At 40.8% G+C, this 13,161-nt stretch carries 11 protein-coding genes; all 11 read right to left on the reverse strand.

Annotation, left to right across the window (positions count from 1 at the left end; genetic code table 11):
• Nucleotides 1-20 precede the first annotated feature (20 nt).
• Nucleotides 21-1,946, reverse strand: coding sequence for a 3D-(3,5/4)-trihydroxycyclohexane-1,2-dione acylhydrolase (decyclizing) (gene iolD, locus NSS76_RS09155; RefSeq protein WP_341081884.1), 1,926 nt, complete (start codon nucleotides 1,944-1,946; stop codon nucleotides 21-23).
• A 42-nt stretch (nucleotides 1,947-1,988) separates the two neighbouring features.
• Entirely contained in the window at nucleotides 1,989-2,774 is a 786-nt protein-coding gene (locus tag NSS76_RS09160) for a DeoR/GlpR family DNA-binding transcription regulator (RefSeq protein WP_135031627.1), read from the reverse strand.
• A 49-nt stretch (nucleotides 2,775-2,823) separates the two neighbouring features.
• Nucleotides 2,824-3,693, reverse strand: coding sequence for a class II fructose-1,6-bisphosphate aldolase (gene fba, locus NSS76_RS09165; RefSeq protein ID WP_341081886.1), 870 nt, complete (start codon nucleotides 3,691-3,693; stop codon nucleotides 2,824-2,826).
• A 77-nt stretch (nucleotides 3,694-3,770) separates the two neighbouring features.
• Nucleotides 3,771-5,186 carry a sugar porter family MFS transporter gene (locus tag NSS76_RS09170; protein ID WP_341081888.1) on the reverse strand — a complete coding sequence of 472 codons (1,416 nt, stop codon included), beginning with the start codon at nucleotides 5,184-5,186 and terminating at the stop codon, nucleotides 3,771-3,773.
• A gap of 20 nt (nucleotides 5,187-5,206) precedes the next feature.
• The gene (iolE, locus tag NSS76_RS09175; RefSeq protein ID WP_149126720.1) at nucleotides 5,207-6,100 is read right to left on the reverse strand and encodes a myo-inosose-2 dehydratase; all 894 of its coding nucleotides are present in this window, start codon (nucleotides 6,098-6,100) and stop codon (nucleotides 5,207-5,209) included.
• Nucleotides 6,101-6,588: 488 nt separating this feature from the next.
• Nucleotides 6,589-7,929, reverse strand: coding sequence for an alpha-glucosidase/alpha-galactosidase (locus NSS76_RS09180; RefSeq protein ID WP_341081891.1), 1,341 nt, complete (start codon nucleotides 7,927-7,929; stop codon nucleotides 6,589-6,591).
• 31 nt (nucleotides 7,930-7,960) lie between these two features.
• Complete coding sequence (locus tag NSS76_RS09185; RefSeq protein WP_281237129.1) at nucleotides 7,961-8,791, reverse strand: carbohydrate ABC transporter permease; 831 nt, start codon at nucleotides 8,789-8,791, stop codon at nucleotides 7,961-7,963.
• Nucleotides 8,791-9,723 carry a carbohydrate ABC transporter permease gene (locus NSS76_RS09190; RefSeq protein WP_172881724.1) on the reverse strand — a complete coding sequence of 311 codons (933 nt, stop codon included), beginning with the start codon at nucleotides 9,721-9,723 and terminating at the stop codon, nucleotides 8,791-8,793. The genes NSS76_RS09185 and NSS76_RS09190 overlap by 1 nt, the downstream gene beginning before the upstream one ends.
• 30 nt (nucleotides 9,724-9,753) lie before the next feature.
• Nucleotides 9,754-11,010: an ABC transporter substrate-binding protein gene (locus NSS76_RS09195; RefSeq protein WP_341081902.1), complete on the reverse strand. Its 1,257-nt coding sequence runs from the start codon at nucleotides 11,008-11,010 to the stop codon at nucleotides 9,754-9,756.
• A 218-nt stretch (nucleotides 11,011-11,228) separates the two neighbouring features.
• Nucleotides 11,229-12,269, reverse strand: a complete 1,041-nt coding sequence (locus NSS76_RS09200) for a LacI family DNA-binding transcriptional regulator (RefSeq protein ID WP_212048913.1) — start codon at nucleotides 12,267-12,269, stop codon at nucleotides 11,229-11,231.
• Between the two features lie 185 nt (nucleotides 12,270-12,454).
• The gene (alsE, locus tag NSS76_RS09205) at nucleotides 12,455-13,147 is read right to left on the reverse strand and encodes a D-allulose 6-phosphate 3-epimerase (RefSeq protein WP_257802823.1); all 693 of its coding nucleotides are present in this window, start codon (nucleotides 13,145-13,147) and stop codon (nucleotides 12,455-12,457) included.
• Nucleotides 13,148-13,161 lie beyond the last annotated feature (14 nt).

Consider the following 13,161-nt stretch of genomic DNA (forward strand, 5'->3'; position numbering starts at 1 on the left):
CACCTTTCATATAGCTTTTCTTAATATTGTCTTGCTTGTTTTAATTTTTGCTGTTTTTCTTCATATTCTTTTTTGATCTGTTCTTTATCAGAGATTTCTGAGATACCTACGTTCCACCATGAGTCACCGTAACCTGCTGTCATAGTTTTTGGAAGTACCTTCACATCAATCAGGGTACTGACTGTCTGCTTTTTAGCATCTTCAACCGCAGATTTCAGTTCATCGAGTGTATGAACTTCGTATGTTTTTGCTCCATAACCTTTTGCTGATTGTGCAAAATTGATTTTCATAATCTCTCCATCAAGCTGTCCTGTTTTCTTGTTTCTTTTTCGAAATTCAGTCGCAAAACTGTCCATTCCATGGCCCATTTGCAAATTATTAATACAGCCAAAACCGGAGTTGTCAAAGAGAATGATATTGATTTTATAGCCCTCTTGAATGCTTGTGACAAGTTCACTATGCAGCATTAAATAACTGCCATCACCTGTTAAGGCATACACTTCTTTAGTTGGTTCAGCCATTTTTACTCCAAGTGCAGAAGCAATTTCGTAGCCCATACAAGAGTATCCATATTCAAGGTGATATGTGTTTCGCTCTTTTGTCACCCACATTCTCTGTAAATCTCCTGGGAGACTGCCTGCAGCACATGTAATAATGGCGTCAGATGGAATCCATTCGTTTAAACAGCCAAGTACAGTCGTTTGAGGTAGCGTTGTATGAAGTTTTTCCTTATATTCATCTAATTCATGATCAAAGTGGCTTTTGATTTCAGGTGTAAAGCCTGTTTCAGTGTACTGAATATGATGAAGCCGATGTAATTCTTGTGCCCAGCGCTGCTTTGCTTCTTTGATTTCATTTTGATAACCTGTTCGATAGTTTGCTAGTTCATCCTTTAATGCAAGGAGTGCCATCTTCGCATCAGAAATGACTGTTGTTGCATCTAATTTAGATGCATGATAATCGGATAGATTGATCGTTAAAACATCACTGTCTGCGTATAGCCGTTTAGATGACGTTGTAAAGTCTGTAAATCTAGTGCCGACGCCAATAATAAGGTCAGCCTTCTGAGCGAGTTCATTGGCAGCACTATTGCCAGTGACACCAAGTCCGCCTACATTTAATGGGTGGCTGCTTTCAACACAGCTTTTACCAGCTTGTGTTTCACTAAAGGGTATATGAAAAGTTTCAGCAAATTGGACAAACTCGTCAGCCGCCTCTGAGTAACGCACCCCTCCGCCTAAAATCAAGAAAGGCTTCTTTTTCTTACGAATGAGTGCCGCTGCTTCTTGAATACTTCTTGCTGAAGGAGCATTTCTGTCTAAAAAATGCGTGCGCTCTTGAAAAAAAGACAGCGGGTAATCCCATGCTTCTCCTTGAACATCTTGAGGAAGCGAAATTGTGACCGCACCAGTATCTGCTTGATTTGTTAAAACACGCATGGCGTTAATCAGTGCGGACATCAGCTGTTCTGGTCTTGAAACCCGGTCCCAGTATTTACTCACAGCCCGAAAGGCATCATTCGTCGATAAACTCAAGTCATATGTTTGCTCAATCTGTTGAAGTGCTGGATCTGGCTGTCGTGTGGCAAAGACATCACTTGGGAAAAGCAAAAGTGGAATTTGATTCGCTGTTGCCGTTGCAGCAGCTGTGATCATATTGGCAGAGCCAGGCCCAACGGATGAGGTGCAGGCCATTACTTGTTTACGTTGCTTTTGTTTTGCGAAAGCCGTTGCAGCATGTGCCATCCCTTGTTCATTTCTTCCTTGATATACCTCGAGCCTTCCAGGGTTTTCTTGAAGTGCTTGACCGAGCCCCAACACATTTCCGTGACCGAAAATAGTAAAGATTCCTTTGATAAAAGGCTTTTTTTCACCGTCATATTCAACGTACTGGGCATTTAAAAATTTGACCAATGCTTGACTCACCGTTAATCTGATTGTGTCCATTTTTTCCCCTGCCTTATCTGAAAATATTTTTGACATGTTCCTTCATGTTAAAGTTTGCTGACTTTCATCTTGTGAAGGAGCAACGATCCATTTGATTTGATTCTTTTTGAAAAAGGTTGTATAGGAGGTATCCAGAGAATCGTCAGTGATTAAGTAGTCGATTTCATCCAGCTGGCAATATGTCAACATCGCATATTTATTGAATTTTGTATGATCGACTAATAGAATCACTTCTCTACCTTTTTTGACGACCATTTCCTTCATGCTTGTTTCTACTGGCGATGAATTTGTTACTCCATTTGAAATAGAGACCCCTGTTGAGGCCATAAACACTTTATCGAAGTTGTATTGAAGTACATCATTTGTATTAGTAATGCTGGAAAATGATTTCGTTTTCCGCTCTAATTGGCCGCCAGTTGAAATGACTTGAAGCTGAGTGTAAGGCAATGCTTGTACAATAAAGTCTAAGTTGTTCGTGACAACCGTTAATTCCTTTTCTTTTATAAAATGAATCATTTCTAATGTTGTGGTACCAGAGTCAATAAAAATGACATCGCCATCATCTACTAATCGAGCCGCATCTTTTGCAATCCATCTTTTTTGAAGTTGGTTTCGTGTTTGTCTGTCATGAAATGATTCAAGCCTTGCATGATTGGCTGCTACTCCCCCATAAACCTTTTGGATATGTCCTTCTTCAACGAGCTTTTGAACGTCTCGCCTAATCGTATTTTTTGACACCCCAAAGGTTGTGACAAGATCATCTAACGAGACAGACTGATGTTGGATCACATATTCTTTTATTTGCTGGATTCTTTTCGTTTTTATCATGCTTAATCTTCCTTTTCGTCTTATCTATGGGAGTGTCTGCTAGATGTGCTCAAACACGCTGACTTGATCCAAATTGTTGGATTTTCATCTTGACAACTTGTTTAATGGCTTCTGTACCAGGTGTTAAAATTGTTTGTGGATCATTGGTTGCTTTGTTTTTAGTTAGTTGAGCTCGGACAGCTTGATTCCAAGCTTCCAAGCATTCAGTGTTGACATTGATTTTTGCATGACCAAGTGAGATAGCTCTTTGAATCTGATCAACAGGAATGCCTGAACCGCCGTGTAAGACAAGCGGAACGTCTGTGAGTTCAGCTATTTGCTTCATCTCATCAAATCCTAGCTTCGGTTCTCCTTGATAAGGGCCATGCACTGAACCGAGTGCTGCGGCCAAGGCATCAATTCCTGTTTCTCTAACAAGTCGCACACATTCGTATGGATCAGCATAGATGATATTTCCTATCAAGCCATCTTCCATTCCTCCAACAGAGCCAACTTCAGCTTCGACAGATACACCTCTTTTAGAGGCATAATGCACAACTTCTTTTGTCATGGCAATATTTTGTGAAAGAGGATAGGAAGAGCCGTCTATCATGACTGAGCTAAATCCTGCATCAATGGCAGCTTTGCACCGAGAGACAGTCATGCCATGATCTAAATGTAAAGAAACTGGGACACTGATCTCCAAATCTCTCATTAACCCTTCAACCATGCCTACAATCGTGTGAAAGCCGCCCAAATAATCAATGAGCCGGTCAGATGCTGCTAAAATGATAGGAGATCGCTCCTCTTTTGCCGCAAGTAAGATGGCTTTCACCCATTGCAAACCATTGATATTCATTTGTCCTACTGCATATTGTTTTTGTTTTGCTTCATGCAGTATGCTTTTCATTGAAATGAGCTTTGAATCTATTACGGTCATCTATTGAACACTCCTTACTGTTGAAACTCCATTTTCACAAATTGGTTCGACACCATCTTTGTTTTCATTCCTTTTATTTAAGACAGTGTTTGATGATCTGTTGTGATGTCAATTGATGTTTGATCGTGCTTACGGAAATTCATTTCTAGTTCTTCAAGTGTCAGCCCTTTTGTTTCCGGTAAGCACTTCACCACAAACAAAATAGACAGGACTCCGAAAGCGACAAAAACGAAGAAAGTCATCGAAAGGCCGATCTGAGCAAGTAATATTGGGAACGTCAAACCAATTAAAAAGTTCACCATCCATAGACAAAATACACTTACCCCCATACCAAGCCCCCGTAGCCGAAGAGGAAAAATTTCTGACAGCATGAGCCAAGTGACAGGAGAGATGGCGCCTTGCTGGAATGCAAGAAATGTAATCGTCAAAAATAAAATCAAATATGGAAGAAAGGCTGTTCCTGCAAAAAGATTAGAGCAAATGCCGATAAACAGTAATGTGAAGGTTGTTCCAATCAAGCCTGAAATTAACATAGGGCGACGTCCTATTTTGCCAAGCAGCCAAATTCCAACAAATGTAGCAAGGACAGAGATAACACCATTCCCGATATTCCCAATTAGAGCCGCCTTCGTTTCGAAACCTGCATCTTTTAAAATTTCTGTTCCGTAATACATGATGGAATTCACTCCTGTGAACTGCTGTACAACCGCAATTCCTATGCCGATAAACACAAGCCGCCTAATCCAAGGCGTGGATAAATCTTTTAAAGTCGCTTTATCTAAATTCACTTCTTCCCTGTAAGCGTTCTCTATTTCGAGCAACTCCGTTTTCGCCGCTCCTTTTGAGCGAATGCGGTGAAGTACTTGAAGTGCTTCTTTGTTTTTCCCCTTTGTTACAAGCCATCTTGGGCTCTCTGGCACTTTTAGCATACCGAAGAATAAAATAATGGCTGGAATCGCTGCAATTGGTAGCATGATGCGCCATACATACGGGTTCTCTCCAAATAAATTTCCAATCAATGCATTACAGGTAAAAGCAAGTAATTGACCGGATACGATCATCAGTTCATTTTGGGTGACGATTCTTCCGCGATTTTCTGCTGGAGAGATTTCAGCTAAAAAGGCTGGAACTATGACTGAAGCTCCTCCAACTGCAAGTCCTAATAAGAATCGGAATAAGACCATTACTTCAGCGTTTGGTGATACAGTACATCCTAATGTAGAAAAAAAGAATAGAGCGGCTAAGTAAAAAATAGTTTTACGGCGTCCGAACCTATCTGATAAACGTCCGCATATGACTGCACCTAATGCTGCACCTAATAATAATGCACTTGTCACAATCCCTTGCATCAATGCTGTTAAATTTAACTGATTCGGTAAAGACATGTAAGGTAATGCACCATTTAATACACCAGTGTCATAACCAAAAAGAAGTCCTCCAAAGGTCGAAATTAGGATAATAGATCTTAAATTGGTTTGTTGACTTTTGTTCATGGTCTTTTCTCCTGTTCTCTTTAAGAATGAATAGCCAAGTTTTCATCAATATACTGACGAGCCTTTAATGCATATTCTAAAGGATGGGCAATCGCAGGATTCTGTTCAGCTTCTATGACGATCCACCCTTTATAGCCATGACTGATTAACAAACGGTATACTTCATTAAAATCGATACAGCCATCCCCAGGTACTGTAAACAATCCATTTAAGAAAGATTCAGAAAAAGACAATTCTTTTTGACGACAGCTTTCCATCACTTCTTTTCTCACATCTTTAAAATGCACATGCTGGATACGGTCGATATGCAGCTTGAGCAAGGATAAATAATCGCCATCTGATACGTAAATATGTCCAGTATCATATAGAAGGTGAACATACCGAGGGTCTGTTCCAGCTAAAAGACGTGTGACATCTGATAAGGTTTGTACCCCTGTTCCGAGATGATGATGATAGACTAGTTTGAGATGATAACTGTTTGCTATTTGACCTAATTCATTGAGACCTTCTAAAAGCAGTGCCCATTCCTCACCTGTGAAAGATGGCTGATGTTGATAGATGTTGATGTTTTCTTTTTGAATGGAATACGTTTGCTCTGAGACAACAGCTACACTAGCATGAATGTCTTGCAAGTACTGACAATGCTTTTTGAATGCTTGTATTGAAGCCGCTAAACCATCTCGTATCATATAACTGCTAAACCATTTTCCAGCTATTTTTAAATTGCGAAGTTTTAGTTCTTTATTCAAGACAGCTGGTTCTGGAAAGAAACCACCTGCTTCAGTTCCTTCAAAGCCAGCGACACAAATATCACTTAATAAATGAGATAGTGTGTTTTCGGCGCCAAGTGCTGGGACGTCATCGTTCCTCCATCCAATAGGCGCGATGCCCCATAAAATTTCTTCTTTAGACACGTTGTTTGTCACCATCCTTTTATTCATCATCTTTATTTCCATCAAACTTTATCACAAGTTAACCAATAAAGTGATGATTAATTGGGTAACTCATGGTTAAGTTTGAGGTAATCATAATATTAAAAGCGCTTTCAGTCAATTATTTTTCTGAATTTTTTCTATTTATTTGTGATTTTTTGTATAAAAAAACCTGATGGCATTTGCACATCAGGTCTTGTTCCTTATCCATTTATTATAGATTTGACTTAATTTTAATGATAGATTCACCGTAATGCTTCATGGATTCTTTTAGTTCTTCAATAAACTTTTTCACATATGTTTTCATAATGAATGACTCCTTCGTTTTTCGGATTCTTTCATTATGAAGACAGTGTGTTTTATTTGCAAAACAGATGAAAGCGTCAACAAACTTTCAATTCATCCATTTGTCTCTTTTTCCTGTGATTTTCACCGACTCCTATTTTTTTAAAAAAGATTGATTAGCATGATTAATTTGATGACGGTGATGAAGCGCTATACTGTGTAGCCTCTTTGTAGGCTGGCAGTCTATCCCCATGCGCTTCAATGAGGTCGTCGCAAAGATTCACGATGTCATCAATTGATAGTTCAGCGCTTGTGTGTGGATCCAGTAGAGCTGCTTGATAAATGTGTTCTTTTTTACCGCTGATCGCTGCTTCAATGGTCATCAGCTGTGAGCTGATATTCGTTCGGTTGAGTCCTGCCAATTGTTCAGGTATTTCTCCGACATAGCATGGCATGATGCCGCTTCGATCTGCCACACACGGTACTTCTACACAGGCTTTTTCAGGCAGGTTGTCAATGAGCCCGCCAGTGTTCAGAACATTTCCACCAAATTTAAAGGGAACGTTCGTTTCGATCGCTTCAATGATCCGGGAACCATATTCTTTTGAGCGGGTATGTGTGATCTGTGTGTTTCCCACAAGGTCATGCTTCATTGTATTCCAATTGTTGATTTGTTCCTCGCAGCGTCGCGGATATTCATCGAGCGGAATGTTAAACTGACCGATTAGTTCAGGGTACCGTGATTTGATGAAATATGGATGGTATTCGGCATTGTGCTCTGAGGATTCTGTGACATAGTAGCCGAATTTATCCATCAGTTCAAAACGAACCATATCATGATGCCGCGATTGCTGCTTTTCTTTTGCTCGTCTTTTGATTTCTGGATACAAGTCTTTTCCGTCCCGTTTTACTTCTAATAACCATGCCATATGGTTAATGCCGGCGATTTTTTCTTCAATGCCTTCATGTTCCATTTCAAGAGATTCAAATAGGTCCTTTGTACACACCTGCACACTATGACAGAGACCAACCGTTTGAACCTGAGTATAGCGCAGCATCGCTCCTGTCAGTGTGGCCATTGGGTTCGTGTAATTTAACAATAAAGCATTTGGACAAACCTCTTCCATATCCTTTGCAAAGTCTAGCATGACAGGAATCGTCCGAAGAGAGCGGAAGATGCCGCCAATCCCTACCGTATCCGCAATCGTTTGTCTTAATCCGTATTTTTTAGGTATTTCAAAATCAATGACAGTACTTGGCCGATAGCCTCCAACTTGGATGGCATTGATGACATATTTTGCATCCTTTAAGGCTTCTTTGCGGTTGTGATAGGACTGGATGGTCACGTTTGCACCGTAATTTGCTTTTAAATGCGACAGCATTGTTTCTGATTCTTTCAGCCGGTTGTGGTCGATATCATATAATGCGAATTCAAACCCTGCAAGGGCGGGAACAAACAGACAATCTCCTAATATATTTTTAGCAAACACGGTACTCCCTGCACCGATAAATGTAATTTTAGACATAGACGACTCTCCTTTTCACATCCATATTGGGCTAGCCTTTGACAGAGCCTTGTGAAAGCCCTGCGATAAAATATTTTTGCAAAAGTAAAAAAATCGTGACCATTGGCAGCATCGCAATGAGTGCAGCTGCCCCAACGAGCTGAAGCTGATGCTGATTTTGACCAAAAAAATGGGATAAGGCGACTGTGAGTGTATGCATCTCTTTATCTTGCAAAAAGAAGATAGCAAATTGATAGTCGTTCCAAATATACACGCAGGCAATGATTAATACAGAAGCGGTGATGGGCTTCAAAAGCGGAAAAACGACTGTGAAAAAAACTCTGAGTGTCCCTGCTCCATCAATACGGGCAGCTTCTTCAAGCTCCTTTGGAATTGTCGACCGGATAAAGCCTGCGTATAAGAAAATTGTCAGCGGCAAAAAAGCAGCCACATTATTTAAAATAGCAATTTGATAGGTATTCATCATCCCGATTTGAACGACCATTTTATAGAGCGGGACAAGGGCTGTAAGCGGTGGAATGACCATAATGGCAATAAATAAAACATAGACTGCTTTATTCAGCTTTGTGTTCCTTCTTGCAAGCGGATAGGCTGCAAGAGATCCAAAGATAATGAGCAATACAGCGGAACTGAACGTAATGATCACTGTATTCAAAAAGGACTGGCCAAGCTGAGCCTCTGTCCATGCTGTGCGGAAGTTTTCAAGATGCAGTGCTTTCGGAAACAGCCATTTTGAACTGAAATCTCCTATCCCCTTTAATGATGTTGTCACCAAAATATAAAATGGAATGAGGTGCAGCAATGTGATCAATAGTGCGAGGACGGAGTACCATCTTTTCTTGCGTTTATAGGCGTTATCCATCACACCTCGGTCTCCTTTCGTTTGAAATAAATCAGCGCTGCGACACTAATGACAAGGATGATGACCGCCATGAACACCCCTTGCGTCGCTGCATAGCCTGCATCCTGACGTTTGAAATACAGATCATACATAAAGGTCGACATGGATTGCGAGGAATCTCCAGGTCCGCCGCCCGTGAGTGCTACAATGACATCAAAGAGCTTGAGCCCGCCAATGACATTCAGCACAACATTAATGGTGATCGACGGCATAAGCAGCGGCAATGTAATCCGCCTGAATTGCTGGAAGCTCGATGCGCCGTCTAATTGAGCCGCTTCATAATAATCCTTAGGAATACTTTGAAGTCCTGCTAAATAAATGATCATCGCAATCCCCACAAATTGATATGTGTTGACAAGCACAATGATCCATGTGTTTAATTCCGGATTGCCGAGCGCATTTATTTGATCGAATCCAAAAAGCGTCACCACATCATTTAAGGCACCGCCTTGGTAAGCAAACACAAAATACCAAATATAGCCCATCGCAATCGGGCTGATCATGACAGGTAAATAGATGACCGTTCTTGTGATGGCTTTCATCTTTAAACTTTGATTTAATAAAAGAGCATATCCAAGTCCGATGATATTTTGCAAGATGGTGCTCCCAATTCCATAGAGAAGCGTGTTTTTGACAACAAGCCATGTCGCTTGATCCTGAAGCAGTCTTTGATATTGCTCAAGACCAATCCATTGATAAGTTTGTGAGAAACCGTTCCAATTCGTAAAAGAAAGCTGAATGCCGTTTAAAAAAGGATAGATGATAAAGGTACTGACGACGAGAACAGCTGGCATGTACATCCACCAAAGTGAGGAATTCTGGCGTTTTTGCATCTTTTGTTTTGGTAAAGAGGTGAATACGGCTGGCTGCTTTGCTTTTGTGATGTCATTCATTGGCTTCACTCCTGTTTCAGCATCCATCGGCTATTGTTTTTTCAAACGCTTATATTCCTCTTCCATTTTCTTTGATAACTGTTCTGGTGTGATCGAGCCTGCTAATAATTCTTGACCCGTTGTTGCCATGACCGCCCACATTCCGCTTGGTAAGTATTTTCGATCGAAATACGGTTCAATCTTTACCTGTTTGTATTGATCGTAAAATGTAGAGTAATAGTTTTTCGCTTTCACTTGTTTTAGAGCTGTTTCAGAGGATGTGCCCTCTGCGATTTTTTTTGCGTTTTCAGGTTTTGCTAAAAAATCGATGAATTGTTTTGCTTCTTTTAGATGCTTAGAGCCTTTCCAAGCAGCAACAGTAAAACGTTCTCCGCCAATCCAGCTTTGTTCATCTCCTTTATGAATGGCTGGAACAGGCATCGTGCCTACTTTGATCGATGAATTCAGCTCTGTTGCTTCAGGTCCTAAGGATCCTCCGACAAAGGTGAAGGCGATTTTGTTTTGTGCCATGAGTTCAGGCGCTTGAGAGAGTTTCGCTGTCAGGACATCCTTGTTTAAAAGGTCTTGATCCTTCAGATTTTTCATGAATTGTGCAAGCGGGGTATAGAGAGACCAAGCAAATGATCCGTTTTCAAGTTCTTTTCCGTATTGATGCTTTTGATCGGTGATTAATAAAGGCGTCGCCAGCTCATCAAAGACTTGGGCAATATTTGAGTTATCTCCTCCTGGTATCCAGAGCGGCACAACATCTCCTTTGCTCTTTTCTTTCACTGTCAGCAAAGCAGATTTTAATTCATCAAGTGTTCTAGGCACTTCTATGCCATATTCCTTTAATAGATTGGCATTAAAGCTTAGCCCGTCTTTTGCTTGATTCAGCGGATAAGCGTACACTTTCCCATCTTGGTCTTTTAAAATCTGGTCGAGTGATGGATCAAGCTGTTTGACCCAATCCATCTCTTTTAAATCAGCCACATACTCGCTATAGCGCAGTTTGGCCCAGCCATGTGTATCAAACAGGTCTGGCATATCGTTTGCTCCCATTTTGACGCGGATCATATCTTCATAGCTGTTGCCTGGGAAATTAGCATCGATTCGAATCTGTTGATGCTTCTTCTCAAACTCGCGAATGACTTCTTCAAACGCTTTTCTTTCCCCGCTGTTGCTCATTGTTGAAAATAGCGTCAAGGTGACCTTTCCATTTGCTTCAGATGAGCTGTTATTACCGCAAGCAGACAAAATCATGGTCAAGAACATGGCAGCAGTCAGCAGCATGATTTTTTTATTCATGGTTTCCTCCTTTTAATAACTGAAAATTCAGACGATAATCGGTAGAATTCATGCAGTTGCGGAAACAAAGGAAGTCCATTATACTGGAATTCTATTCTTTTCTAAGAGATAAGAGAGCATACCGGCAGGCTGCCTTGTTCTTAGCATGATCTGGCCATCATGCTAAGCAGCTTGCTTTCTGCTTTTTTGTCTCTTTTTTGTGTGCTGAAATCTATGGTTCACCCCCTTTCATGGATGAGACATGTACTGCCTCGCTCGATGAGTGTTGTTGGTACGACGACTTTTAGAGGAAGTTTTCTTCCGTTTATTCTCTCAAGCAAAAGCTTCAGCCCGACTTCCCCCATTTCTTCTGTATATACTTTGACGGTTGTAAGCGGTGGGCTTGAAAATGAAGCGGCTTCAATGTCATTAAATCCAACAATAGATACATCTGAAGGCACGTGTAGACCGGCTTCATGCAGAGCGCGCATTGCCCCGATTGCCATAGAGTCACTTCCAATGAAAAAGGCTTGCGGCAGTTTTCCTTTTTTGATGGCTTGCTGCATAAGCGTATAGCCTTCTTGCATGGAGTATTCACCAATGTGGATGTCTTCCATATGAAGAGTTCCCGCCTCTTGCATTCTTTTCATAAACGTCGTTTGTCTTTCGTCCTCAATCACAGCATTACCTTCGAAATAATGCTCCCGCTCTTTCCCGCCAATATAGCCTAGATGTGTATAGCCGAGAGATTGCAGATGACGAATGGCGCGATCTGCCGCTCTGACAAAATCCACATGTACACAATCATACAAATCTTCATCCGCATAATGATTGATAAACACAATGTGTTCCATTCGATTTGTCATTTTTTCAACCGTATCGGGGCTGATTCGTCCAATGACGATCAAACCGTCAATATCCTTTAGTATCGCCCCTTTATCCATGCTTCTTAGGCGAAAGGTATGGAGAGTGGACAAGCCTTGCTTGGCATATTCTTTTTCAATTCCTTTTCGAATCGATGAAAAAAAGGGATCATTTAATTCTTCGTCAATGGATTGAGCGACAACAACACCGATGACTGGGGATTCAGATGGGCTTTTTTCTTCTGCTTGATCGGCTTTTCTTGCTCTCACTGGGGTATAGTTTAACTTCTTAGCAATGTCGAGGATGTTTTGTCTCGTTGCGTGTGAAACAGCAAGCGTTTGATCGCCATTTAACACACGGGATACAGTAGAAACGGACACTTTTGCATCATGAGCAATATCTTTGAGTGTGGTCATAGGCAAACTCCTCATCGTTATTTGACTAAATATTTACTAAAGATATTTGAAGGATAACATATTAATAAAGCGCTTTCAATTATGAATTTGTGATTTTTAATTTGTTTTTGGGTAAGTTTTGGTGAGTGAATTATGTTTTAGTAAAATTTGCGTAAAAAAGAGGATGGCTTTCATCCTCTCTTTTACTAACGTGATTCGATTGAGGCTGTTTCTTTTGCAAATATTTGCTTCATTCTTTCCCAAGCAGTGTTGAGTTCTTTATGAAGTCCAAATAAACCTGAGGTGCCGATGATGTAAATCTCATTTCCAGCCTCAGCAAGCAGCCGGAACGTGCTCTCATTACAAGAGCCGTCTACTTCAATTGAAAACGAGTATCCTCCGTGTTTTTTGATATCTCTCACCTGTTTAATTTTTTGAAGCATTTCTTTAATAAAAGGCTGTCCGGCAAATCCTGGATCGATTGTCATGATCGTCACTCTGTCTATTAAATGAATAAAGGAATCTAATGCTGCAACTGGTGTGGCGGGATTTAGAACAAAGCCAACATCACATTCTCTTTGGTGAATATGCCGGATGATTCGAAAGGCATCTTTTTGCACGACTTCTGGGTGTAAACAAATCATCGTTGCGCCTGCATCAATACATGCATCGATTAAAAATTCCTGCGGATGTTCAGCCATTAGATGAACATCAATCGGTAAATTTGTCAGTTTTCGAAGCTGTTCAATGAAAAAGGGTGATAACGTCATATTCTTCACATAATGCCCATCCATCACGTCGACATGGTACCGGTCTGCTCTTGTGTTGAGAAGATGAATTTGTTCACGGAAGTGCGTTAGATCCATGCACATCAGTGAAGGTGAAAAAACGGCTGTCATTCTCAGGCTCCTCC

The organism is Bacillus sp. FSL R5-0654 (assembly GCF_038008745.1).
Taxonomy (GTDB): domain Bacteria; phylum Bacillota; class Bacilli; order Bacillales; family Bacillaceae; genus Bacillus; species Bacillus safensis.